Here is a 24,615-nt window from a genome sequence, read left to right on the forward strand (position 1 = left end):
GCGCGCCCGTCTTGACGTTCATTGCGAGGGCAACCATGCGAGTACTGACGGTCGAGGACGATGCGGTGACCGCGAACGAAATCGTCGGCGAGCTGACCGCACGCGGCTTCGAGGTCGACTGGATCGACAACGGCCGCGAAGGGATGATGCGTGCGATGAGTGCATCGTACGACGCGATCACGCTCGACCGGATGCTGCCGGGGGCGGACGGTCTCGCGATCGTGACCGCGATGCGCACGGTCGGCATCGATACGCCGGTGCTGATGCTGAGCGCGCTCGGCGACGTCGACGAGCGCATTCGCGGCCTGCGTGCGGGCGGCGACGATTACCTGACGAAGCCGTTCGATTCCGGCGAACTGAGCGCGCGCATCGAAGTGCTGCTGCGCCGCCGGCAGGCATCGGGCGTGCCGCAGCAGACGCTGCTGAAGGTCGGCGCGCTCGAGCTCGACCTCATTTCGCGCTGCGCGCGCCGCGGCGCCGACGAGATTCCGCTGCTGCCGACCGAGTTCCGCGTGCTCGAGTTCATGATGCGCAACGCAGGACAGACGATCACGCGCACGATGCTGTTCGAGGCCGTGTGGGGCTATCACTTCGATCCCGGCACCAACCTGATCGACGTTCACATGGGACGGCTGCGCAGGAAGATCGATCCGCCCGGCGCGAACCCGATGATCCAGACGGTGCGCGGGTCGGGCTACATGCTCGCTTGACGGAGGCACGGATGGACGCGGCCCGTGCGGCGAACTTCACGCGCCGCTGGCATACGACGACGTTTCGCTGGCTGTGCGCGTACGCGGCGATCTTCTCGGTGTCGCTGCTGCTGCTCGCGGGCGTGATCAGCGTGGCCGCGACGCACGCGATGACACGCGACACCGACGAAGTGCTCGCGTGGCAACTGATCTATTTCGATTCGATTCCCGATGCCGAGCTGCCGCTCGCGATCCATCGGCGGCTCGAGCACGAGCACATGCATACGAATTTCTACGGGCTGTTCGATGCGGGCGGCCGTCGCGTGGCCGGCGACATCGCGACGCCGCCCGCGTTGCGTGCCGATCGCCACGGCCAGACGCTGAACCGCACGCTCGCGCCGCTCGACGGCCAATCGTCGCCGATCACGCGCGCGATGGCCGTGCACCGCGACAACGGGATGACGCTGGTCGTCGCGCGCGACCTGTCGCACTTCATCCAGATCCGCGACGTCGCGATTCGCGGGCTCGTGATCGGCGGCGTGATGATCCTGATCGCGGGCGTCGCGGGCGGCAGCATGCTCGGCATGCGGCAGATGCGCCGCGTCGCCGAGATCCGGCGCGTCACGCGGCAGATCGCCGAGGGCGATCTCGGCAAGCGGTTGCCGGTCGGCCGCTACGACGAGCTCGATCTGCTCGCGCATCTCGTGAACCACATGCTCGACGAAGTCGAGCGGCTGATGGGCGAGGTGCGTCATGCCTGCGACGGGATCGCGCACGACCTGCGCACGCCGCTCGCACGCGTGCATCGGATGCTGGCGCGGCTGGCCGACCAGCCGTTCTGCGCACACGAACCCGCGTCGGCGGCGCTGCTGGCGTCGGCGCGCGACGAAACCGACCGGCTGCTCGAACGTTTTCGCGCGATGCTGCGCATCTCCGAGATCGGCACGCTGAGCCGGCGCGGCGGTTTCGCCGCGGTCGACGTCGCGGCCCTGCTGCGCGACGTGTGCGAGCTTTACGAGCCGCTGGCCGAGGCGGTCGACGTGTCGTTCGAACTCGATGCGGCCGCGGTCGACGGCATTCATGGCGACCGCGCGTTGCTGTTCGAGGCGTTCAGCAATCTCGCGGACAACGCGATCAAGTTCACGCCGCCCGGCGGCCGCGTGCGCGTCGTGCTCCAGACGGCGTCGCATGGCCCGCTCGTCCGGTTCGAGGACACCGGGCCCGGCATCCCGCCCGGCGAGCGCAATGCGGTGCTCGAGCGTTTCTATCGCGGCGAGCGCACGCGTCACGTGAACGGCTCGGGGCTCGGGTTGAGCATCGTGTCGGCGGTGATGCGCGTGCACGATTTCGCGCTGCGGATCGGCGATGCGCAGCCGGCCGGTGCGGCGATCACGGTCGAATGCTGGCCGCGTTCGCTCGCGTGACGGAGGAGGCCGAGCGATGCGCATCCTGCTGATCGCGCCGCCGACGCCGGACGCGTCGCGGCTCGACAAGGCGTTTCGGGAAAGCATGCACGGCGTCGAGCGCGTCGACGAATGGCGCGACGGCTGTTTCGCGGCGACGCAGGACCGGTTCGACGCGATCGTGATCGTCGCGACCGAGGGCGCGTCCGCGCCGGCGATTCTCGACGAATTGCCGCGACTCGCCGCGTCGGCCGGCAGCGCGACGATTGCCGCGATCGTCGCCGGCACCACCTCCGCCGAGCGTGCGCGGATACTGAACGCAGGCTGCGACATCTGCCTGGCCCATCCGTGCTCGTTCGTCGAATTGCACGAGCGGCTGCGCGCGCTGTGGCGTCGCGCGGGCGTCGTCGCGATGCGGGAATCGATCCGGCTCGACACGGCGACGCGCGCCCTCGACGAGCGCGGCCGGCGGCTCGCGCTCAGCGCACGGGAATTTCGCGTGGTCGAATGCCTGCTGCGCGAAGCGGGGCGGCCGGTTGGGCGTGACGCCGTGCTCCGCTATGCGTGGGGCGATGCGGACATCGAACCCGAAACGGTCAATGCGCTCGTCGTACGATTGCGGCGCAAGCTGGCCGCGCATGCGTTTTCCGCGCGGATCGAAACGGTTGCGCGATTCGGCTTCCGGTTCGACACGGGCGCCGCGCCGCTTGACGCGGGCCGCGGCACGGGATGAAAGGCGTTTCGAGAAAGGAGGGGCCGGGCGCGGGGGCGCAGGGGCGCCGATTGTTACAAGACGTTAGCGCGGGCTTCCCGTTGCGATGCCGCGCATCAGTTCTTACAAACTTGAAATATGCGGGGCGGTCGCTTGCCGCTATAGTCCAATCACACATGACACAACCAGAAGAGGAATCCATGAAGACTTTGCGTGTTGCCTCGCTCTTGACCGGTATGACGGCCTTGCTCGTGTCGGGCGCAGCAATGGCGGGAGTCAATGTCGGGATCAACGTCGGCGTGCCGGCGCCGGTCTACGTCGCGCCCGCGCCCGTGTATGCGCCTCCGCCTCCGCCGGTCGTCTACCAGCCGGCGCCTGTCTACGCACCGGCGCCCGTGTATGGGCCGGCGCCGGCGATCGTGATCGGCTGGCACGGCGACCGCTACTGGGACGGCCGCCGCTACTGGGGCCGCGACGAGTGGTATCGCCACCATGGTCGCGGCTGGGGCGATCGCGGTCACTGGGACCACGGCCGCCACAACGGCTGGCGCTGATCCACCGGCCGCGCGTGCTCGCCGCGCGCGATAACTGCTCGTGAGGAAACCGCCCGCGTGGCGGTTTTCTTTTGGCTCGACGGGTTGAATGGGTAGAATCGCTCCACGTTACTACCCTCATTCGACCACAGGGCCTCTATGACGAAGGGTTCGCCCCGGGCCGCCGCCGCGCGCGCCCGCCTCGGCGCGCTGCGGGCCGCCGGCCGCGTGGCCGCGGTGCTGGCGCTGCACGCGGCGCCGGCCGCGCACGCGGCCTACGCCATTGCGCAGTACGGCGAGCCGAAGTATCCGCCGGGCTTCAAGCATTTCGACTACGTGAATTCCGACGCGCCGAAGGGCGGCACGCTCGTGCTCGCGAATCCGAACCGGCTGACGTCGTTCGACAAGTTCAACCCGTTCACGATGCGCGGCAACCCCGCGCCCGGCATCGACATGCTGTTCGAGAGCCTCGCGACCGGCAGCTCCGACGAACCGGCGTCCGCATACGGGCTGCTGGCCGACGACATCGACGTCGCGCCGGACCGCCGTTCGGTCACGTTCCACCTGAATCCGCGCGCGCGCTTCTCGAACGGCGATCGCGTCACGGCCGACGACGTCAAGTTTTCGTTCGACACGTTGAAGAGCAAGCAGGCCGCACCGCAGTTCGGCGCGTACTTCGCCGAAATCACGAAGGCCGTGGTGGTCGATCCCGCGACCGTGCGCTTCGAATTCCACAGCGCGAACCGCGAGTTGCCGCTGATCGCCGGCGGCGTGCCGGTGTTCTCGCGCAAGTGGGGATTGCGCGCGGACGGCTCGCGCATCCCGTTCGACCAGCTCGCGTTCGAGCAGCCGATCGGCAGCGGCCCGTACGTGATCGACCATTACGACAACGGCCGCACGATCACCTACCGGCGCAACCCCGCGTACTGGGGCGCCGACCTGCCGGTGCGGATCGGCACCAACAATTTCGAACGGATCGTCTACAAGCTGTACGGCGACGGCGTCGCGCGGCTCGAAGCGTTCAAGGCCGGCGAATACGACGTGCTCGTCGAGTACATCGCGCGCAACTGGACGCGGCGCGACGTCGGCAAGCGGTTCGACAGCGGCGAGCTCGTCAAGCGCGAATTCCGCCAGCATAACGGCGCCGGCATGCAAGGCTTCTTCATGAACCTGCGCCGACCGCTGTTCCGGGACGTGCGCGTGCGTCAGGCGCTCGACCTCGCGTTCGACTTCGAATGGCTGAACCGCCAGTTGTTCTACGGCGCCTACACGCGCCTCAACAGTTATTTCGCCGACACCGACCTGCAGGCGACCGGTACGCCGGGCGCGGGCGAGCTGAAGCTGCTGGAGCCGCTGCGTGCGCAGCTCGATCCTGCGGTGTTCGGCCCGATGGTCACGCAGCCGAGCACGAATCCGCCGGGCTCGCTGCGCGCGAATCTGCTGAAGGCGCGCGCGCTGCTCGCGCAGGCCGGCTGGACCTATCGCGATGGTGCGCTGCGCAACGCGAAGGGCGAGCCGTTCACGTTCGAGATCCTCGACGATTCGGGCGCCGCGATGGAAGGGATCGTGACGGCCTACCAGCGCAATCTCGCGAAGCTCGGCATCGACGCACGCTTTCGCACGGCGGATTTCGCGCTGCTGCAGAAGCGCCTCGACGCGTTCGACTACGACATGACGACGATCCGCCTGCCGGGCGTGCAGGTGCCGGGCTCCGAGCAGTATTCGCGTTACGCGAGCAAGTTCGCCGACGAGCCGGGTTCCGACAACGTCATCGGATTGAAATCGCCGGCCGTCGACGCGTTGCTGCACGCGCTCGGCGCCGCGCAGACGCGCGAGGAACTGCTCGATGCGACGCACGCGCTCGACCGCGTGCTGATGCACGGCTACTACGCGGTGCCGCAGTGGTACAGCACGACGCACCGGATCGCGTACCGGCACACGCTGGCCTATCCGCGGACGCTGCCGCTGTACTATTCGGCCGAGGGCTGGGTCGTGTCGACCTGGTGGGCGAAGCCCGATCACTGAGCCGCGCCGGCCCCTCATCCAACCCGCCACCGATCACGAGTCGACGCCCTATGTGGAGCTACATCCTCAAACGCCTGCTGTTGATGATCCCGACGCTCGTCGGCGTGCTGACGCTCACGTTCGCGGTGATCCAGTTCGTGCCGGGCGGCCCGGTCGAGCAGGCCGTGCAGGAGTTGCGCAAGGGCGCGACGGAGCAGGGCGCGACGCCGTTCGGGATGCGCGCGCACACCGGCGTCGACGCGCAGCAGCTCGCGCAGCTCAAGGCGCTGTACGGTTTCGACAAGCCGCCGCTCGAACGCTACTGGCTGATGCTCGAGCGCTTCGCGCGCTTCGATCTCGGCGAAAGCTACTTTCGCCACCAGAGCGTGTGGTCGCTCGTCGTGCAGAAGCTGCCCGTGTCGATCAGCATCGGGCTGTGGACGTTCTTCCTCACGTATCTGATCTCGGTGCCGCTCGGCATCGCGAAGGCCGTGCGCAACGGTTCGCCGTTCGACGTCGCGACGAGCCTCGTCGTGCTGGTCGGCTATGCGATTCCCGGTTTCGTGCTCGGCGTGCTGCTGCTCGTGCTGTTCGGCGGCGGCTCGTTCTGGCAGCTCTTTCCGCTGCGCGGCCTCACGTCGGACAACTTCGCGCAGTTGTCGCTCGTCGGCAAGGTGCTCGACTATCTGTGGCACATCGCGCTGCCGATCACCGCGTCGGTCGTCGGCAGCTTCGCGGTCGTCACGATGCTCACGAAGAACGCGTTCCTCGACCAGATCCGCCGGCAATACGTGCTGACCGCGCGCGCGAAGGGGCTCTCCGAGCGCAGCGTGCTGTGGAAGCACGTGTTCCGCAATGCGATGCTGCCGCTGATCGTCGGCTTCCCGGCCGCGTTCATCGGCGCGTTCTTCACCGGCAGCCTGCTGATCGAGACGCTGTTCTCGCTCGACGGGCTCGGGCTGCTGTCGTACGAATCGGTCGTGCGGCGCGACTACCCGGTCGTGCTCGGCACGCTGTACCTGTTCACGCTGATCGGGCTCGCGACCAAGCTGATTTCCGATCTTTGCTATGTGTGGGTCGATCCGCGCATTCAATTCGACAACCTGGAGCGCTGACATGAAACGAGCCATTCGCATGCCCGGCGCCAGCGGGCGAGGCGCGCGATGAACCGGGCCGTCGCATCCCCCCGCATCGACGCGGCGCGCGCGCGCGTGTCGCCGTCGCCGGCCCGCCGCGTGTGGCAGCGCTTCAGGCGGCAGCGCCTCGGTTACTGGAGCTTCGTGATCTTCGTCGTCGTCTTCGCCGCGAGCCTCGCGGCGCCGCTGTGGTCGAACGACAAGCCGCTCGTCGTGCGCTACGACGGCCAGACCTATTTCCCGATGTTCCATGCGTACCCGGAGACGACCTTCGGCGGCGATTTCCCGACGTCGGCCGACTATCTCGATCCGTATGTGCGCAAGCGGCTCGAGGCGCCCGGCAACTTCGTCGTCTATCCGCCGAACCGCTATTACTACGACACGCTGAACTACTTCTCGAACGTGCCGAACCCGGCGCCGCCGTCGCGCGAGAACTGGCTCGGCACCGACGCGCAGGGCCGCGACCTGCTCGCGCGGCTCGTGTACGGGTTCCGCATCTCGGTCGAGTTCGGGCTGATCCTGACCGTGATCGGCACGCTGCTCGGGATCGCCGCAGGCGCGGTGCAAGGCTTTTTCGGCGGGCGCATCGACATCGTCGGGCAGCGACTGATCGAGATCTGGAGTTCGCTGCCCGAGCTGTACCTGCTGATCATCTTCGCGTCGATCTTCGAGCCGAGCTTCCTGCTGCTGATCGTGCTGCTGTCGCTGTTCGGGTGGATCGGGCTCGCCGACTACGTGCGTGCCGAGTTCCTGCGCAACCGCACGCAGGATTACGTGCGCGCGGCCCGCGCGATGGGGCTGACGAACTGGCAGATCATCTGGCGCCACGTGCTGCCGAACAGCCTCACGCCGGTGATCACGTTCCTGCCGTTCCGGATGAGCGGCTCGATCCTCGCGCTCACCAGCCTCGATTTCCTCGGGCTCGGCGTGCCGCCGCCGACGCCGAGTCTCGGCGAGCTGCTCGCGCAGGGCAAGGGCAACCTCGACGCGTGGTGGATCTCGCTGTCGACGTTCGGCGTGCTGGTCGCGACGCTGCTGCTGCTGACCTTCATGGGCGATGCGTTGCGCAACGCGCTCGACACGCGGATCGCCGATTCGGTGCGCGCGGCCGGAGGCCAGCGATGAGCGACGCCATCGTATCGAAGGCGGACGAGCCGCTGCTGTCGCTCGAGCATCTGCACGTGCGTTTCGGCGACACGGTCGCGGTGGACGACGTGACGCTCGCGATCGGGCGCGGCGAGCGGGTCGCGCTCGTCGGCGAGTCGGGGTCGGGCAAGAGCGTGACCGCGCTGTCGATCCTGCGGTTGCTGCGCGACGCCGAAGTAAGCGGCGCGATCCGCTTCGCGGGCCAGGATCTGGCGGCCAAGAGCGAGCGCGAGATGCGCGGGCTGCGCGGCTCGGACATCGCGATGATCTTCCAGGAGCCGATGACGGCGCTCAACCCGCTGTATACGATCGGCGTGCAGATCGGCGAGACGATCGTGCTGCACGACGGCGTGTCGGCCGTCGAGGCGCGCAAGCGGGCGATCGCGTTGCTCGCGCGCACCGGCATCGCGGAGCCCGAGAAACGCGTCGACAGCTACCCGCACCAGTTGTCGGGCGGCCAGCGGCAGCGCGCGATGATCGCGATGGCGCTCGCGTGCCGGCCGCGCCTGCTGCTCGCCGACGAGCCGACCACCGCGCTCGACGTGACGATCCGCGCGCAGATCGTCGACCTGCTGCTGGCGCTGCAGCGCGAGGAGGCGGAAAAGCGCGGGATGGCGATCCTGCTGATCACGCACGACCTGAATCTCGTGCGGCACTTCGCGCAGCGCGTCGCGGTGATGGAGCATGGCCGGCTCGTCGAGAGCGGGCCGGTCGAGCGGATCTTCGCGGCGCCCGAGCATCCGTATACGCAGCGGCTGCTGAACAGCCGGCCGCAGCGCGCGGTCACGCCGGTGATGCCGATCGCGCCGGTCGTGCTCGACGCGCGCCACGTCAGCGTGCAGTTCGCGCGCAAGCGGCCGGGCTTCGCGGGCTGGTTCGGCACGGTGCCGGTGACGGCCGTGGCCGACGTGTCGGTGTCGGTGCGGCAGGGCGAAACGCTCGGCATCGTCGGCGAATCGGGATCGGGGAAATCCACGCTCGCGATGGCGCTGCTCGGGCTGCAGAAGACGGCCGGCGGCGAGATCGAATTCCAGGGACGTGCGCTGTCGACCTATCGCGGCCGCGAACAGGCCGCGTTGCGCTCGAACATGCAGGTGGTCTTTCAGGATCCGTTCAGCTCGCTTTCGCCGCGTCACACGATCGAGCGGATCGTGGGCGAGGGGCTCGAGCTGCATCGCCCGGACATGACGCCCGACGCGCGCCGCGCGAAGTCGCTCGCGGTGCTGCGCGAAGTCGGCCTCGACCGCACGGTGCTGCACCGTTATCCGCACGAATTCTCGGGCGGCCAGCGCCAGCGGATCGCGATCGCGCGGGCGCTGGTGCTGGAGCCCCGCATCCTGATCCTCGACGAGCCGACGTCCGCGCTCGACGTGTCGATCCAGCAGCAGGTGCTGAAGCTGCTTGCGAATTTGCAACAGAAATACAACCTGGGCTACGTGTTCATCAGCCACGACCTGGAGGTGATCGGCGCGATGGCGCACCGCGTCGCGGTGATGCAGGACGGCGCCGTCGTCGAGTCGGGGGAGGTCGCCGACATCTTCGGCAGACCGTCACATCCTTACACACAAAAGCTGTTGAAAGCCGTCTGGAAAGCGTGATAGGGGTCCAATGGTCTGACCATCTCGATTGTATTTATTAATTTGTTTTGACAAACGATTACGCGCTGGCTAGTATCGACCGAAATTTTCCGCCAATCAGCTGATTTTTAAGCACATTCCATCGACCAATGCAGCATCGATCCCTGACCCAGGCATGCGCGCGCACCATCGCCGGGCTGTTCATCGGCGCCCTGTTCGCAGCAGCACCCGGCGCGTTCGCCGACGAAGTCAGCAGTTTTAACCAGAATGTCACCAATTCGACTCAGTTCGGGTCGGGTTCCTCCCTCCAGCAGACCAGCGCGCAGCCGTCGAGCGGCGGCGCGAAGTCGTTCCTTGCCGGCATGGCGGGCAAGGCAGGCGACGTGGTCGTCGGCGCGCTGAACATGATCGGCGTGCGGTATCGCTGGGGCGGCAACTCGCCGGATTCGGGCCTCGACTGCAGCGGCTTCGTGCGCTACGTGTTCCAGGACACGCTCGGCATGTCGCTGCCGCGTCGCGCGGAAGAGATGAGCCGCGTCGGCGAGAAAGTGAGCATGAGCAACCTGAAGCCGGGCGATCTCGTGTTCTTCAACACGATGCGCCGCACGTTCTCGCACGTCGGCATCTACATCGGCGACAACAAGTTCGTGCATTCGCCGTCGACGGGCAGCACCGTCCGCGTCGACGATCTCGACAGCGGCTACTGGGAAAAGCGTTTCACCGGCGCGCGCCGGATCGAATCGGAATTCCCGCCGATGAAGCCGGAAGACCTGCGCCGCGTGCGCGCGACGATCGGCGACGATTCGGCGAACGGCAACAACTGACGTTTGCCGGTCGATCAGGCCGGACGATAAAAAACCCTGTCACCGAAAGGCGGCAGGGTTTTTTGCTTTTGGAGCGGCGCCAAAGGCGAGGCGGAAGTCGTTCCGTCGGCCGCCGGGCGGCGGCCCGTGGCGCGGCCTCCCGCCCGTCGCGGCTTACGCGGCGGCCGTCACGCCGCGCGCCGCCGCGAGCTTGCGCTGCAGTTCCGGCATGATGCGCGCGACCGCTTCCTCGCCCGCGAGGATCGCCGCGTTGCGCTGGTTGAAGTCGCTGCCGCCCATCGCCGCGAGGTTCGGGCGAATCACGACGTCCGCGTACTTGGCGAGCTCGTAGGTCTTGATCGTCTGGCCCATGATCGTGAAGGTCTGCAGCAGCATCTCGATCGGGTTGTTGGTCGCCGCGCCGTCCGGCCTGGCCGAGATGTCGACCGCGATCACGAAGCTCGCGCCCATCTTGCGCGCAAACGACGCCGGCACCGGGCTCACCAGGCCGCCGTCCACATATTCGCGCGTGCCGATCTTCACCGGCTCGAACACCGACGGCACGCTGCACGACGCGCGCACCGCGAGCCCCGTGTTGCCTTGCTGGAACAGGATCGGCTGGCCGCTTTGCAGGTCCGTCGCGACGATGCCGAGCGGCTTCGCCATCTTCTCGATCGGCCGGTTGTTGAGCGTCTTGTTCAGGAAGTTCTGCAGCGCGACGCCTTGCAGCAGGCCGCGCGAGCGGAACGGCAGCGCCCAGTCGCTGATCGCCGCCTCGTCCATGTCGAGGGCGATCCTGTTGATCTGCAGCGCGTTCATGCCCGACGCGTAGAGCGCGCCAACCACCGAGCCTGCGCTCGTCCCGGCGACGATCTCGATCGGAATGCCGCGCGCCTCGAGCGCCTTCAGCACGCCGATGTGCGAGAAGCCGCGCGCGGCGCCGCCGCCGAGCGCGACGCCGATCTTGACGGGCTTCTCCTGCGGCAGGGCCGTGCCGGGACGGGACTTGTCGCCGAAGGAGGTGCAGGCGGCGAGGCTGGCGGACGCGCACGCGATCGTGAAGTGGCGGCGCGACAGGCGAGGGGACGACATCGATGGTTCTCCGGCGGCTTGGCGGCGGGTCACACGGCCCGCGCGGCTGCGATGGTTTCCGAGGGCGCGCGGTGGGTTCCGCGCGGCCGGCGCCGCACCGGCTGGCGGCCGCGGCGCGCACATCATAAAGCAAGCGGTGCGCTTGGCGCGATGTCCGGCGCGAGTATAATTCCGGCTTCTTTCCCGTTCCGGGCGTCGCCGGCTCCGTTGCTGTCCGGGCTGCCGTCGTCCCGCGTCGAATCATTCATGCGCCCCAGGCGTTCGAGTTACCGTCTATGACCCGTCCTGTCCGTACCCGCTTCGCGCCGAGTCCCACCGGCTTCATCCACCTCGGCAACATCCGCTCCGCACTGTATCCGTGGGCGTTCGCCCGCAAGATGAAAGGCACGTTCGTGCTGCGCATCGAGGATACCGACGTCGAGCGCTCGTCGCAGGAAGCGGTCGATGCGATCCTCGAAGGGATGCAATGGCTCGGGCTGGATTTCGACGAAGGCCCGATCTACCAGATGCAGCGGATGGACCGCTATCGCGAAGTGCTCGCGCAGATGCTCGAGAAGGGCCTCGCATACCCGTGCTACATGTCGGCCGAGGAACTCGACGCGTTGCGCGAACGCCAGCGCGAAGCCGGCCTGAAGCCGCGCTACGACGGCACGTGGCGCCCGGAGCCCGGCAAGGTGCTGCCGGAGCCGCCGGCCGGCGTGAAGCCGGTGCTGCGTTTCCGCAATCCGCTGACGGGCACGGTCGTGTGGGACGACGCGGTGAAGGGGCGTGTCGAGATCTCGAACGAGGAGCTCGACGACCTCGTGATCGCGCGCCCGGACGGCACGCCGATCTACAACTTCTGCGTGGTGGTGGACGACATGGACATGGGCATCACGCACGTGATCCGCGGCGACGACCACGTGAACAACACGCCGCGCCAGATCAACATCCTGAACGCACTCGGCGGCGAGCCGCCCGTCTATGCGCACCTGCCGACCGTGCTGAACGAGCAGGGCGAGAAGATGAGCAAGCGGCATGGCGCGATGAGCGTGATGGCGTACCGCGACGCGGGCTTCCTGCCGGAGGCCGTCGTCAATTATCTCGCGCGCCTCGGCTGGTCGCACGGCGACGCCGAGATCTTCTCGCGCGAGCAGTTCGTCGAATGGTTCGACCTCGAGCATCTCGGCAAGTCGCCGGCGCAGTACGACCACAGCAAGCTGAGCTGGCTGAACGCGCATTACATCAAGGAAGCCGACAACGCGCGCCTCGCGGCGCTCGCGAAACCGTTCCTCGATGCGCTCGGCATCGACGACGCGGCGATCGCGACGGGCCCCGCGCTCGACGCGGTGGTCGGCCTGATGAAGGATCGTGCGACGACGGTCAAGGAGATCGCGGAAGGCGCAGCGATGTTCTACCGTGTGCCGGCGCCCGACGCCGATGCGCTCGCGCAGCACGTGACCGATGCGGTGCGGCCGGCGCTGGCCGATCTCGTCGCCGCGCTGAAGGCGGCCGACTGGACGAAGGAGGCGGTGTCCGCGGCGTTGAAGGCGACGCTCGCCACGCACAAGCTGAAGATGCCGCAGCTCGCGATGCCGGTGCGTCTGCTGGTGGCGGGCACGACGCACACGCCGTCGATCGATGCGGTGCTCGTGCTGTTCGGTCGCGACGTCGTGGTATCGCGTATCGAGGCCGCGCTGGCCTGACGTATGGGCGAGAGCGAAGCCGCCGCGCATGAGCGCGCGGCGGCTTCGCAAAAAATTTCGCGCGAATCGTAAAAAGGGTATTTACAAGTTCGAAATCGGTCCATATAATCTCATTTCTGTTCTGCAAGGGGGTATAGCTCAGCTGGGAGAGCGCTTGCATGGCATGCAAGAGGTCAGCGGTTCGATCCCGCTTACCTCCACCAACAGAACAAGCTGGATTGATTTGCGAAGCAGCGGTAGTAATAAATGCTTCACAAAATGATTCAAAGCAGTTAGAATTTCGGCCTTCGCTGTTGACTGAAAGTAAATAGCGAAAGTCAGACAAATCTGAAAAGATTTTGTCCCCTTCGTCTAGAGGCCTAGGACATCACCCTTTCACGGTGAGTACAGGGGTTCGAATCCCCTAGGGGACGCCAAATTCAGCGGCGTTTCGTAGAAGTGTCGCAAGGCTTGCAGGAACGTAACCGACGTCCTGCAGGTTGGGTAAGAAAGCTGGAGCGGTAGTTCAGTCGGTTAGAATACCGGCCTGTCACGCCGGGGGTCGCGGGTTCGAGTCCCGTCCGCTCCGCCAGAACGAAGCCCGTTCAAGACGTTTTTGAGCGGGCTTTTGTATTAAAGATGTAAGCAGTGTGTTGTCCCCTTCGTCTAGAGGCCTAGGACATCACCCTTTCACGGTGAGTACAGGGGTTCGAATCCCCTAGGGGACGCCAGATTCAGCGGCGTTTCGTAGAAGTGTCACAACGCGTGCGGGAACGTGACGAGATCCTGTAGGCGGTGGTGCAGAAAGCTGGAGCGGTAGTTCAGTTGGTTAGAATACCGGCCTGTCACGCCGGGGGTCGCGGGTTCGAGCCCCGTCCGCTCCGCCAGAACGAAGCCCGTTCAAAAAACGTTTTTGAACGGGCTTTCTCGTTAAGGATGTAAGCAGTACGTTGTCCCCTTCGTCTAGAGGCCTAGGACATCACCCTTTCACGGTGAGTACAGGGGTTCGAATCCCCTAGGGGACGCCAGATTTCGGCGTCGTTCGAACAAACGACGCGCCGGCAGGAAGTAACCGACGCCTGCCAGGCAAGCAGCAAGACTGGAGCGGTAGTTCAGTCGGTTAGAATACCGGCCTGTCACGCCGGGGGTCGCGGGTTCGAGTCCCGTCCGCTCCGCCAGAAAATGAAGAAGCCCGCCGCGTGCGGGCTTTTTCATTTGCGTCGTTGGTGACGCCTTCCGCTTACGCCTATCCCGCGTGCCGCATCGCGCGCCGCGCCCCTACGAGAAATTCGCGATTGCATCCGCACGCGACTGCGCTATCGTGGCGGGATGCGTTTCCGACTCCTGCGCGATGCTCGATCCGACCGACCTGCGACTCCTGTATCAGCTCCGCCCCGCGGAGCCCGCCGATTTTCCGTATGCCGAAGCGCTCACGCACGGCAACATGGGCGGCTACTACAAGCGCCACGGGCTCGTGTGGCGCAGCGACCTGTTCTATGCGAGCTGGCGCGAATCGGAGAACTTCATCCTCGAAGCCGACGGCGAGCGCATCGGCGTGCTGCGCGTGACCGAGGAGGGCGATTCGCTGCATATCCGCGACGTGCAGATCGCGGCTGGCCATCGCGGGCAAGGCGCCGGCACCTACATGCTCGAGATGTCGCATCGGTGGGCGCGTGCGCGCGGGCTGCATGAACTGCAGTTGCGCGTGTTCGTCGACAATCCTGCCGCGCATCTGTACCTGCGCATGGGCTACCGGGTTACCGGGCCGCGGCTTGCGCAACTCGGCTCGATCCGTCATATGGTGCGGCCGGTCTGACGGTCCGGCGCGCCGGACCGCGCGATCAGCGGGCCGCGTCGATTGCGCCGCCGTCGTCCGGTGTTTCGTTTTCCGCGACGTCGCCTTCCGGGCCTCGATGCTCGTAGCCGCGCAGCATGAACGCGCGCGGGCTTTCGCCGAATGCGCGGCGGAACATGGCCGAGAACGCGCTCTGGCTCTGATAGCCGAGTTCGCGCGCGATGTGCGACAACGGGCGCCCCTGGTTCAGCAGCGGGATCGCCCGCGCGAGCAGCGCCTGCTGGCGCCACTGCGAAAAGCTCACGCCCAGTTCCTGCTTGAAGAGCCGGGAGATCGTGCGCGTGCTCGCGCCGACCTCGCTCGCCCAGTGTTCGAGCGACTCCGCATGCGCGGGCTGCGCGAGTACCGATTCGCACAGCAGGCGCAGCCGTTTTTCGTCCGGCATCGGCACCGCGAGCGGCAACGGTTCGGCATGACTCAGCTCGTCGAGCACGAGCCCGCACAGCAGGCGCTCGCGCGCGGCGCTCAGGTCGCGCGCGTCGAGTGCGACGATCAGCTCGCGCAGCAGTCCCGTCACCTCGACGACGCGGCATGCGTCGAGCCCGTCCGGCACGATCGACTCGTCGATATACAGCGTGCGCAAATAGGCCTCTTCGACGATCACGACTTCGTGCGTCACGTGCGGCGGCACCCAGATCGCGCGGGACGGCGGCACCATCCAGGTCGTGCCGGTCGTCGCCACGCGCAGCACGCCGCGCGACGCATACGCGAGCTGCGCCCACGCATGCGTGTGCAGCGGAATGCGGCGGCCGGCATCGACCTGCCGCGCGCGCACGCGCATCGGATGGACGGCGGTCGGCGCGAATTCCGGCGGAATGTCGATGACGTCGTACGGGTTCGATACGTCGGCTGAGGCGGGCGGATTCATGAACGGTTCGGGCGGCGCGGCGGCGATGCCGTTATTTTAGAAGGCGCAGCGCTTGCGCATGCGGCGGTTTTTTGGGCCATCATGCCGGGTTCAAATGAACTTTGTGTGGGCGCCGGCGAATCCGCAGCGGCTCCCCGAAGCCGGTCGTCCGAACCCGGTCGCCCCGCGGCCGGTCGGGTCGACGGTTCGAACCATCGGACCGATATCGGGGTCTACCGATGCGTGCGCCACGTCGCGCCCATCGCGCGCCGATCGCACGCAAACACGGCAACACACGAATCGAAGAGGAGAACCACGATGCGCCACGTATTCGTCTATGGCACCTTGAGAGCCGGACAGGCCAACGACATCGCCCATGCGGCCGCCCGCCACGGCATCGCCGCGCCGACACTGCTGGGCGCGGCCGCGCTACCGGGCGAACTGGTCGATTTCGGCATGTATCCGGGCATGATCGCCGGGACGGCCGGCAAGTCGCTGGTGTGGGGCGACGTCTATGCGGTCGACGAGCAGCTCGTCCCGGTGCTCGACGAGATCGAGCGCGTCTATCCGGGCGTCGACTCACTGTTCAAGCCGGAGGAGGTAACGGTCGAGCTCGGCGGCCGGCAGTACGCGTGCCTGTATTATCCGGTCGCCGCGGATGCGGCAGCCGGGCGTCCGCGCATCGCGTCGGGCGATTGGGTCCAGCACCGGCGCGAGCAGGAAGCCGCCTGAGCGCGCCCGCGAGCGGCGGCCGGATTCGCCGCAAAAGGAAAAGCGCCCGCTGGGCGCTTTTTTCATGCCGTCATCGCATGCAACCGGCGGCACGGCGAGGCGCCGCCCGGCGATCGCGGCGGGCGGCGTCGTCAGATTTCCTCGTACAGCGGCAGCGTCAGGAATTCGGTGAAGCCTTCCGACGTGGACATCTGCTCGAAGATCGCCGCGGCGCGTTCGTACGGCTGCGTGTTGCCGCCGACCGAGCGCTTCACGTTGTCGAGCTCCATCTTCGCGAATTCGCGCACGAGGTCGGCCGTGACCTTGCGGCCGTCGTCGAGCACGCCCTTCGGCGAGCGGATCCATTGCCACACCTGCGAGCGGGAAATCTCGGCCGTCGCCGCGTCTTCCATCAGGTTGTGGATCGGCACGCAGCCGTTGCCGTCGAGCCACGCGCCGAGGTAGTGAATCCCCACGTTGATGTTGTTGCGCAGGCCGGCTTCGGTGATTGGCGCTTCCGGCTGGAAGTCGAGCAGGTTCCTGCCTTCGACCTGCACGTCGTCGCGCTGCTTCGCGATCTGGTTCGGCTGGTCGCCCAGCACCTTGACGAACTCCTCCATCGCGATCGGCACGAGGCCCGGGTGCGCGACCCAGCCGCCGTCGTAGCCGTCGGTCGCGTCGCGCTGCTTGTCCGAGCGCACGCCGCCCATCGCCTTGTCGTTCGCTTCCGGATCGTTCTTGATCGGAATCAGCGCGCTCATCCCGCCGATCGCCGGCGCGTTGCGCTTGTGGCACGTCTTCAGCAGCAGCAGCGCGTACGCGCGCATGAACGGCACGGTCATCGTGATCTTCGAACGGTCGGCCAGGCAGAAGTCGCGGTCGTTCTTGAACTTCTTGATCGCCGAGAAGATGTAGTCCCAACGGCCGGCGTTCAGGCCCGAGCTGTGTTCGCGCAGTTCGTACAGGATCTCGTCCATCTCGAACGCGGCGAGAATCGTCTCGATCAGCACCGTCGCGCGGATCGTGCCGCGCGGCACGCCGACCGCTTCCTGCGCGGCGACGAAGATGTCGTTCCACAGGCGCGCCTCGAGATGGCTTTCCATCTTCGGCAGGTAGAAGTACGGGCCCGAGCCGCGCGCGATCAGTTCCTTCGCGTTGTGGAACAGGAACAGCGCGAAATCGAAGATGCCGCCGGACACGCGCTGGCCGTCGACCGTCACGTGCTTCTCGTCGAGATGCCAGCCGCGCGGACGCACGATCAGCGTCGCGACCTTGTCGTTCAGCTTGTACGACTTGCCGTTCTGCTCGAGCGAGATCGTGCGGCGCACTGCGTCCTTCAGGTTGATCTGGCCGTCGATCTGGTTCGTCCAGCTCGGCGCGTTCGAATCCTCGAAGTCCGTCATGTACGAATCGGCGCCCGAGTTCAGCGCGTTGATGATCATCTTGCGCTCGACCGGGCCCGTGATCTCGACGCGGCGGCATTGCAGGTCGGCCGGCAGCGGCGCGACCTTCCAGTCGCCGTCGCGGATCGCCTGCGTCTCGGCGAGGAAATCGGGGCGCTCGCCCGCGTCGAGGCGTTTCGTGCGCTCGGCGCGCGCCTGCAGCAGCGTCTGGCGACGCGCTTCGAACGTGCGATGCAGCGACGCGACGAGCGCCAGCGCGTCGGGCGTCAGGATCGCTTCGTAACCCGGCTTGATTTCGCCGGTGATCGTCATGCCTTGCGGCAGCGTGATCGGGGTGCTCATGAGTCTCATCTCCTTGGTCGGTCAGTTGCGGTTTCGGTGAAAGGGGAAGGCGGCAGCTGCGAACGTCACGCACCCGGGCCGGGGCGCGTGCGGGTTGCGGGTCTGCCGGACGGAGCCGGGGCGGGGGTGGCGAGGAAGGCGAGCAGGTCGGCCATGCCGGTGCCCGTGCCGTCGGGCGGCGCGCCGAGTTCCTCGGCAGGTGCGCCCGTGCGGTTGAGCCAGAACGTCGTGTAGCCGAACCAGGTGGCGCCGGCGACGTCCCATGCGTTCGACGACACGAACACGATGTCGCGCGGATTCGCCCCGAACGCGGCGGTGCCGAGCGCATAGGCGGCCGGGCTCGGCTTGTACGCGCGCACGGCGTCGGCCGACAGCACGCGATCGAACAGGCCGGTCATGCCCGCGCTCTTGATCGCGATGTCGAGCATCTGCGGGGTGCCGTTCGACAGGATCGCGAGCGGCGGGCGCGGGTCGAGCGCGCGCAGCTTGCGCAGCGCGGGCACCGTGTCGGGATAGGTGGACAGGCATGCGTATTCGTCCATCAGCCGCTTCTCGGCCGCGCTGTTCAGCGCTAGGCCGAGCCGGCGCGCGGCGAACCGCAGCGCATCGAGCGTGATGTCCCGGAACGGGCGGTAGTGCGCGCCGGCCGGGTCGGCGAGCGTGCGCAGCTGCGAGTATTCGATCTGCTTGCGTCGCCACAGCTGCGACAACCGTTCCCCGTGTCCGGGAAACATCTGCTCGGCCGCGGCCAGCACGGCGCGCACGTCGAACAACGTGCCGAATGCGTCGAAGAGAATGGCGTCGGGAGAGGAGAGTGTCGTTGTGGCCGACATAGCCTTGCGCTCCAGTTTCAGAGGTCGGGTCGATTCTATTCGTGATCGAAGGTGCTAAAAAAGACGCTAAACATCACTTGATCTTTTACTTTCCTATACCTAATCTGAGCGGCTCAAGCTATTTGAAGGGCGGCGATGTCGTCCTCTCGAGTGATTCATGGACCGGTTCAAACAGATCGAAACGTTCGCCGCAGTCGCGGCCAAGGGCAGCCTGTCGGCGGCCGCGCACGCGGAAGGCGTCGCGCCGGCGATCATCGGCCGCCGTCTCGATGCGCTCGAGGAGCGGCTCGGCGTGAAGCTCCTGGTGCGCACGACGCGCAAGCTCACGCTGACGTTCGAGGGGTCGGCGTTCCTCGAGGATTGCCAGCGCATCATCAACGACATGCAGAATGCGGAAGCGAGCGTGTCCGCCGGCGGCGTCAAGGCGAGCGGCCATCTGCGGATATCCGCGCCGGCCGGCTTCGGCCGGCGGCACGTCGCGCCGCTCGTGCCCGAATTCAGCGGCGCGCATCCGGACGTGTCGGTCACGCTCGACCTGTCCGACCGGATGGTCGACCTCGTCAACGAAGGGTTCGATTGCGCGGTGCGGCTCGGCGAGCTGCCCGACTCGTCGCTCGTGTCGCTGAAGCTCGGCGAGAACCGCCGCGTGTGCGTCGCGTCGCCCGCGTATCTCGCGCGGCGCGGCACGCCGGCCACGCTCGCGGAACTGGCGCGGCACAACTGCCTCGCGCTCGCGGCGAACGCGAACCAGCAGCGCGGCTGGGCGTTCCAGGAGGACGACAAGGTCGTGTCGATCCGCGTGAACGGCACGATGGAATGCTCGGACGGCGCGGTGCTGCACGAGTGGTGCCTCGCCGGCCACGGGCTCGCGTGGCGCTCGTGGTGGGAAGTCGGCGAGGACATCGCGGCCGGCCGGCTCGTCAGCGTGCTCGACGCGTTCGCCGCGCCGCCGATCGGCATTCACGCGGTGTTTCCGCAGCGCCGGCATCTGCCGCTGCGCGTGCGGCTGTTTCTCGATTACCTGAAGCACACGTACGAGCGGCCCGGCTATTGGGGCGAGTAGGCGCCGCGCGCCCGCGTGTTTCCGATATGAGGGCGAACCCGCTGGCGGTGCGGCTTGCGCGGTTTCGCACACTACAATCGTAAGAGGCATGCGCGCGGTGTCGCGGCCGGCTCGGCCGGAGCCGGGGCGCGCGGCGTGCGACTGACGAAGGAGGGCGCGATGTTCCGGCACATCCTCGTTCCAACCGACGGTTCCGAACTGTCGCAAAAGGCGATCGACGGCGCGATCGACCTGGCTCGCGCGGTCGGCGCGCGCGTGACGGCCTACGCGTGCCTGCCGCAATATCCGTACTCGCCGTTTTCCGAAGTGATCATCGAGCCGCCCGCCGATTTCCGCGCGCGCAGCGAGCGCGAAGCGCGTGCGCATCTCGACGAGGTGGAAGCGGCGGCGAAGGCGGCCGGCGTGGCGTGCGACACGTGGACGAGCGTGCATCCGTCGCCGTATCTCGGCATCATCGAGGCGGCCGAACGCGGCGGGTGCGACGTGATCTTCATGGCGTCCCACGGACGCCGCGGGCTCGGCAGCCTGCTGATCGGCAGCGAGACGCAGCGCGTGCTGACCCATACGAAAATTCCGGTGATCGTCTATCGGTAGTGCAGCGCCGGCCGTGGCGGGGCGGGCTGCGCGTCGGAAAAAGGGCGCGCCGGACCAAGCCGGCGCGCAGCGTTGCTGGCGGCCCGCAGGCCGCGCGGCGGGTCGCGCGATCGGATTCGCGTGCCTGCCGTCTCCTCCCTGATTGTCGTTCCGGTGGCCGATGCCGCGGCGTCGCGAGACGCGGCGGCCATCGGCGTCACGCCTTGCCGTGTTACGCGACCTTCTTGCCGTCGAAGAACTGTTCGTCCTCGGTCGAGCCGTGCAGCGCGGTCGTCGATGCTTCGCGTTCGACCGTCTGCGTCACCGCGTCGAAGTAGCCGGTGCCGACCTCGCGCTGGTGCTTGACGGCCGTGAAGCCCTTGTCGGCCGCCGCGAACTCGGCTTGCTGCAGTTCGACGAACGCGCTCATCTGCGTGCGGGCGTAACCGTGCGCGAGGTTGAACATCGAGTAGTTCAGCGCATGGAAGCCGGCCAGCGTGATGAACTGGAACTTGTAGCCCATCGCGCCGAGTTCCTTCTGGAACTTCGCGATCGTCGCGTCGTCGAGGTTCTTCTTCCAGTTGAATGACGGCGAGCAGTTGTACGACAGCAGCTTGCCCGGGAACTGCTTGTGGATCGCTTCCGCGAACTTCTTCGCGTACTCGAGATCGGGCTTGCCCGTTTCGCACCAGATCAGGTCCGCGTACGGTGCGTACGCGAGGCCGCGCGAGATCGCCTGCTCGAGGCCCGGCTTCGTGCGGAAGAAGCCTTCCACCGTGCGCTCGCCCGTGAGGAACGGCTTGTCGTTGTCGTCGACGTCGGACGTGATCAGGTCGGCCGCTTCCGCGTCGGTGCGCGCGACCAGCACGGTCGGCGTGCCCATCACGTCGGCCGCGAGACGCGCGGCCGACAGCTTCGCGACCGCTTCGCGCGTCGGCACGAGCACCTTGCCGCCCATGTGGCCGCACTTCTTCACCGATGCGAGCTGATCTTCGAAGTGAACGCCCGACGCGCCGGCCTCGATCATCGCCTTCATCAGCTCGAACGCGTTGAGCACGCCGCCGAAGCCGGCTTCCGCATCGGCGACGATCGGGGCGAAGAAATCGACGTAGCCTTCGTCGCCCGGGTTCTTGCCTTCCGACCACTGGATCTGGTCGGCGCGCGTGAGCGTGTTGTTGATGCGCTTGACGACGAGCGGCACCGAGTTCGCCGGGTACAGCGACTGGTCAGGGTACATTTCGCCCGCGACGTTCGCATCGCCGGCCACTTGCCAGCCGGACAGGTAGATGGCCTTCAGGCCGGCCTTCACCTGCTGCATCGCCTGGTTGCCGGTCAGCGCGCCGAGCGCATTGACGAACGGCTCGTTGTTGATGAGGCCCCACAGTTTTTCCGCGCCGCGCTTGGCCAGCGTGTGCTCGATCGGGATGGAGCCGCGCAGGCGGACCACGTCCTCAGCCAAGTAGCTGCGCTTGATGCCCTTCCAGCGCGGATCGGTTTCCCATTGCTGCTGCAGTTCCTGTGCTTGTTGCTGACGCGACATGATGAGCTCCTTGATGCGATGTATGCGTGACGGCCGAATCCGGCGGTGACGATGCGGTTCGCGAGGCGGGGAAGCGATGCGTTCCGGTTCGCGAAGTCTTGTATAAGAGTCTAGGCAAATCGGCGGGAGCGAAACAGGGGCTGGCTCGGGAAGTGTGGAATTTTTTAATTGTTGTTAATCAATGGGTTGCCTGCGCAATTTCGAGATAAGAAATGCGCTTTCCCATCCCGCAATCGCGCGGGTTGTGCCGTGCAGCATGATTTTTTACGACGCAAAAAAATTTCCCGCATCGTGAAATTGGCGGCGAGGCGAAAAAAAACCGGCGCGGATGCGCCGGTTTGCTGAATGGGCGAGGTGCCCATCCGCAGGGCGGCCGCAAGACCGCCCGTGCGTGCTTACGATGCCGAATTGCTACGGCGCGGGCCGCCGCTGCGTTGGCCGTCGCGACGCGGGCCGCCATCGCGGCTGCCGCCCGGCTTGCCGCTCCAGCCGCCGCCATTGCCGCCGCCGTAGCTGCGACCGTTGCCGCTGCCGCCGCCGTTGCCGCCATAACCGCCGCCCGGCTTGCCGCCGAAACGACGACCGCCGTTACCGCCGCCCGGACGGCCGCGGCCGCCGGTGCCGCCGTTACGCGGGGGCGCCTTGCGGGGCTCGAAACCTTCGATCACGTTGACCGGCAGCGGCGCGCGCACGAAGCGCTCGATGCGCTTGAGCGCGCCTTGCTCGGCGTGGTGCACGAGGCTCACCGCGGTGCCCGAACGGCCCGCGCGGCCGGTACGGCCGATACGGTGCACGTAGTCTTCCGCGAACTTCGGCAGGTCGTAGTTGAACACGTGCGTGATGCCCGGGATGTCGATGCCGCGTGCCGCGACGTCGGTCGCCACCAGCACGCGCACGCGGCGCTCGCGCAGCGCACGGATCGTGCGGTTGCGCGCGCCCTGCGGCAGGTCGCCGTGCAGCGCGGCCGATTCGAAGCCTGCGTCGGCGAGACGGCCGGCGAGCTGGTCGGCGTCGATCTTGGTCGCCGTGAAGATGATCGCCTGGTCGAGCGCGTCGTCGCGCAGCAGGTGATCGAGCAGGCGATCCTTGTGATCGCGGTCGTCGACGTAGTGAACCGTCTGCGCGATGTTCGCGCGCGACTCGAGGCGCTGCTGGATCTCGATGCGTTCCGGATCCTTCAGCAGGCGGCTCGTCAGCGAACCGATCTTGCCGTCGAGCGTGGCCGAGAACAGCATCGTCTGGCGCGATTCCGGCGTGGCGGCGACGATCGTTTCGATGTCGTCGATGAAGCCCATGTCGAGCATGCGGTCGGCTTCGTCGAGCACGAGCATCTTCAGTTCGGACAGGTCGATGCGGCCGCGCTCGAGGTGGTCGAGCAGGCGGCCCGGCGTGGCGACCAGGATTTCCGGGTTCTTCGCGAGCAGCATCAGCTGCTGGCCGTAGGCGACGCCGCCGAGGATGCTGACCGTGCGCAGGCGCTTCAGGTGCTTGCCGTACGTCGAGGCGGCCGTCGTGACCTGCATCGCGAGTTCACGGGTCGGCGTCAGCACGAGCAGGCCCGGGCGCGCGACCGGTTGCGGGCGGCGCGCGCGGCGGTCGCCCTGGTTCGGGTCGCGCGGCGCGCGCGGCTGTTGCGCCTGCGTCTTCTGGAGCTGCGCGAAACGTTCGATCGCGGGCAGCATGAATGCGGCGGTCTTGCCCGAACCGGTCGGGCTCGACACCAGCAGGTCGCGGCCGGCGATGCCGGCCGGAATCGCGCGCTGCTGGACCGGCGTCGGCTTCACGTAGCCGGCGGCCTGCAGCGCGGAGACGATCTCCGGCGACAACCCGAGCGACGCGAAGCTCGGCTCGTCCGACGCCGGTTCGACCGCGGCCGGTGCGGCGGCGTCGTCGAGACCGAGCGCCTGGTCGGCGATCGCGTTGAGCGGGCTGGAGTTGATGCTCGAAGTCATAACAATCCTTGAAACACAGTGGGTGAAACGTCGGCGCCAATCGCGCATACCCAAGTCGTCGGATTCAGCGAGCAAATCGGGAAACGGGTGCAATCCGCCGAACCGTCGGCGGATGAGGCATTAGAAGCTGTTTTGGGTGCGGCGCGCTTCAGGAGCGGGGCCGCCAGCCTAGTTGACGACCGCAAGGGTCGAAGCAGGAGGGGACAGGTTCTAAACCGGATTGGAGCTTAACGCTACGAGGCGTCGGGCCGGAACGGCTTCGAGCCGAGCGCGGGAGATGACGCAGGCAGCATTATAAAGAAATTTGCTGCGCTGCGCCACTGATTTGATTGCCTATTGCGATGACGGCGATCCGGTCAGGACGCCGTGCCGTTTTTCAGCGATTCGACGAGTTCGATGTACTGCTGCTTCGCCGCATCCTGCGACGTGCCCTTCAGGGCTTCCCACGCATCGTACTTGTACTTGCCGACGATGTCGGTGAAGCCGGGCTTGTCGCCGTGCGCATCGCCGTCGGTCGCCTGCTTGAAGAGCGCGTACAGGCGCAGCAGGGTCAGGTTGCCCGGCCGTTCCGTCAGCTGCTTGACGTCGATCTGGGCCTGGTCGAATTGGGCGGTGAGTTCGCTCATCGGGTGTCTCCGTAAGGGTTTCAGCTCGGCCGATCTTAACAAGCGGACCGTCGCGCCGGGTCGAGCGATCCTTCCAAACCGGCGCTGGCGCCGCACGTGCGCACAGATCGG

21 protein-coding genes and 7 tRNA genes are annotated in these 24,615 nt (G+C 67.0%); 21 read left to right on the forward strand and 7 right to left on the reverse strand.

Features of this window, described 5'->3' with window-relative positions:
• The first annotated feature begins 35 nt into the window (after positions 1-35).
• The 9 genes from QZM72_RS16090 (at position 36) to QZM72_RS16130 (ending at position 10,024) form a co-directional block, all read left to right on the forward strand.
• Positions 36-710 (forward strand): response regulator transcription factor, encoded by a 675-nt coding sequence (locus tag QZM72_RS16090; protein ID WP_089467765.1) that lies wholly within the window; start codon positions 36-38, stop codon positions 708-710.
• 11 nt (positions 711-721) lie between these two features.
• The gene (locus tag QZM72_RS16095; protein WP_089467764.1) at positions 722-2,113 is read left to right on the forward strand and encodes a HAMP domain-containing sensor histidine kinase; all 1,392 of its coding nucleotides are present in this window, start codon (positions 722-724) and stop codon (positions 2,111-2,113) included.
• A gap of 16 nt (positions 2,114-2,129) precedes the next feature.
• Positions 2,130-2,825 carry a winged helix-turn-helix domain-containing protein gene (locus QZM72_RS16100; protein WP_089467763.1) on the forward strand — a complete coding sequence of 232 codons (696 nt, stop codon included), beginning with the start codon at positions 2,130-2,132 and terminating at the stop codon, positions 2,823-2,825.
• A gap of 179 nt (positions 2,826-3,004) precedes the next feature.
• Positions 3,005-3,358, forward strand: coding sequence for a hypothetical protein (locus tag QZM72_RS16105; RefSeq protein WP_059643983.1), 354 nt, complete (start codon positions 3,005-3,007; stop codon positions 3,356-3,358).
• 138 nt (positions 3,359-3,496) lie between these two features.
• Complete coding sequence (locus tag QZM72_RS16110; protein WP_089467762.1) at positions 3,497-5,362, forward strand: extracellular solute-binding protein; 1,866 nt, start codon at positions 3,497-3,499, stop codon at positions 5,360-5,362.
• Positions 5,363-5,412: 50 nt separating this feature from the next.
• A complete protein-coding gene (locus QZM72_RS16115) occupies positions 5,413-6,456 on the forward strand; it encodes a microcin C ABC transporter permease YejB (protein ID WP_089467761.1) in 1,044 nt (347 codons plus the stop codon).
• A gap of 48 nt (positions 6,457-6,504) precedes the next feature.
• Positions 6,505-7,602: an ABC transporter permease gene (locus QZM72_RS16120; RefSeq protein WP_089467760.1), complete on the forward strand. Its 1,098-nt coding sequence runs from the start codon at positions 6,505-6,507 to the stop codon at positions 7,600-7,602.
• Complete coding sequence (locus QZM72_RS16125) at positions 7,599-9,221, forward strand: ABC transporter ATP-binding protein (RefSeq protein WP_089467759.1); 1,623 nt, start codon at positions 7,599-7,601, stop codon at positions 9,219-9,221. The genes QZM72_RS16120 and QZM72_RS16125 overlap by 4 nt, the downstream gene beginning before the upstream one ends.
• A 128-nt stretch (positions 9,222-9,349) precedes the next feature.
• Positions 9,350-10,024: a C40 family peptidase gene (locus QZM72_RS16130; protein WP_089467758.1), complete on the forward strand. Its 675-nt coding sequence runs from the start codon at positions 9,350-9,352 to the stop codon at positions 10,022-10,024.
• A gap of 153 nt (positions 10,025-10,177) precedes the next feature.
• On the opposite strand, the gene QZM72_RS16135 is transcribed toward QZM72_RS16130, so the two are convergent.
• Positions 10,178-11,221, reverse strand: a complete 1,044-nt coding sequence (locus QZM72_RS16135) for a patatin-like phospholipase family protein (RefSeq protein WP_306427120.1) — start codon at positions 11,219-11,221, stop codon at positions 10,178-10,180.
• A 149-nt stretch (positions 11,222-11,370) separates the two neighbouring features.
• On the opposite strand from QZM72_RS16135, the gene gltX reads away from it, so the two are divergent.
• From gltX to QZM72_RS16180, 9 genes are all read left to right on the forward strand, one after another.
• Positions 11,371-12,780: a glutamate--tRNA ligase gene (gene gltX, locus QZM72_RS16140; RefSeq protein WP_089467756.1), complete on the forward strand. Its 1,410-nt coding sequence runs from the start codon at positions 11,371-11,373 to the stop codon at positions 12,778-12,780.
• 127 nt (positions 12,781-12,907) lie between these two features.
• Positions 12,908-12,983 (forward strand) — tRNA-Ala (locus tag QZM72_RS16145).
• Between the two features lie 137 nt (positions 12,984-13,120).
• A tRNA-Glu gene (locus tag QZM72_RS16150) sits at positions 13,121-13,196 on the forward strand.
• Between the two features lie 78 nt (positions 13,197-13,274).
• Positions 13,275-13,351, forward strand: a tRNA-Asp gene (locus QZM72_RS16155).
• A 63-nt stretch (positions 13,352-13,414) separates the two neighbouring features.
• Positions 13,415-13,490, forward strand: a tRNA-Glu gene (locus QZM72_RS16160).
• Between the two features lie 79 nt (positions 13,491-13,569).
• A tRNA-Asp gene (locus QZM72_RS16165) sits at positions 13,570-13,646 on the forward strand.
• 65 nt (positions 13,647-13,711) lie between these two features.
• Positions 13,712-13,787, forward strand: a tRNA-Glu gene (locus QZM72_RS16170).
• A gap of 73 nt (positions 13,788-13,860) precedes the next feature.
• A tRNA-Asp gene (locus tag QZM72_RS16175) sits at positions 13,861-13,937 on the forward strand.
• Between the two features lie 173 nt (positions 13,938-14,110).
• Positions 14,111-14,575, forward strand: a complete 465-nt coding sequence (locus tag QZM72_RS16180) for a GNAT family N-acetyltransferase (protein WP_089467755.1) — start codon at positions 14,111-14,113, stop codon at positions 14,573-14,575.
• Between the two features lie 25 nt (positions 14,576-14,600).
• Here the strand turns inward: QZM72_RS16180 and QZM72_RS16185 are convergent, their stop codons facing one another.
• The gene (locus QZM72_RS16185; RefSeq protein WP_089467754.1) at positions 14,601-15,482 is read right to left on the reverse strand and encodes a helix-turn-helix domain-containing protein; all 882 of its coding nucleotides are present in this window, start codon (positions 15,480-15,482) and stop codon (positions 14,601-14,603) included.
• A gap of 297 nt (positions 15,483-15,779) precedes the next feature.
• Here QZM72_RS16185 and QZM72_RS16190 point away from each other — a divergent pair, with 297 nt between their 5' ends.
• A complete protein-coding gene (locus tag QZM72_RS16190; RefSeq protein ID WP_089467753.1) occupies positions 15,780-16,193 on the forward strand; it encodes a gamma-glutamylcyclotransferase in 414 nt (137 codons plus the stop codon).
• A 131-nt stretch (positions 16,194-16,324) separates the two neighbouring features.
• Here the strand turns inward: QZM72_RS16190 and aceB are convergent, their stop codons facing one another.
• Together aceB and QZM72_RS16200 are read right to left on the reverse strand one after the other, a co-directional pair.
• A complete protein-coding gene (gene aceB / locus QZM72_RS16195; protein ID WP_301738637.1) occupies positions 16,325-17,917 on the reverse strand; it encodes a malate synthase A in 1,593 nt (530 codons plus the stop codon).
• A 65-nt stretch (positions 17,918-17,982) separates the two neighbouring features.
• Positions 17,983-18,750 carry a haloacid dehalogenase type II gene (locus tag QZM72_RS16200; protein ID WP_301738638.1) on the reverse strand — a complete coding sequence of 256 codons (768 nt, stop codon included), beginning with the start codon at positions 18,748-18,750 and terminating at the stop codon, positions 17,983-17,985.
• Positions 18,751-18,907: 157 nt separating this feature from the next.
• Here QZM72_RS16200 and QZM72_RS16205 point away from each other — a divergent pair, with 157 nt between their 5' ends.
• Together QZM72_RS16205 and QZM72_RS16210 are read left to right on the forward strand one after the other, a co-directional pair.
• Positions 18,908-19,813: a LysR family transcriptional regulator gene (locus QZM72_RS16205; protein ID WP_059510889.1), complete on the forward strand. Its 906-nt coding sequence runs from the start codon at positions 18,908-18,910 to the stop codon at positions 19,811-19,813.
• A gap of 159 nt (positions 19,814-19,972) precedes the next feature.
• Positions 19,973-20,407 (forward strand): universal stress protein, encoded by a 435-nt coding sequence (locus QZM72_RS16210; RefSeq protein WP_011549516.1) that lies wholly within the window; start codon positions 19,973-19,975, stop codon positions 20,405-20,407.
• A gap of 211 nt (positions 20,408-20,618) precedes the next feature.
• Here QZM72_RS16210 and aceA read toward each other — a convergent pair whose 3' ends face one another.
• From aceA to QZM72_RS16225, 3 genes are all read right to left on the reverse strand, one after another.
• Positions 20,619-21,926 (reverse strand): isocitrate lyase, encoded by a 1,308-nt coding sequence (gene aceA / locus QZM72_RS16215; protein WP_301738639.1) that lies wholly within the window; start codon positions 21,924-21,926, stop codon positions 20,619-20,621.
• 395 nt (positions 21,927-22,321) lie between these two features.
• Positions 22,322-23,878: a DEAD/DEAH box helicase gene (locus QZM72_RS16220; protein ID WP_301738640.1), complete on the reverse strand. Its 1,557-nt coding sequence runs from the start codon at positions 23,876-23,878 to the stop codon at positions 22,322-22,324.
• Positions 23,879-24,234: 356 nt separating this feature from the next.
• Positions 24,235-24,504: an acyl-CoA-binding protein gene (locus QZM72_RS16225; protein WP_006478462.1), complete on the reverse strand. Its 270-nt coding sequence runs from the start codon at positions 24,502-24,504 to the stop codon at positions 24,235-24,237.
• Positions 24,505-24,615 lie beyond the last annotated feature (111 nt).

It is taken from the genome of Burkholderia sp. AU45388, from assembly GCF_030481585.1.
Lineage (GTDB): Bacteria > Pseudomonadota > Gammaproteobacteria > Burkholderiales > Burkholderiaceae > Burkholderia > Burkholderia sola.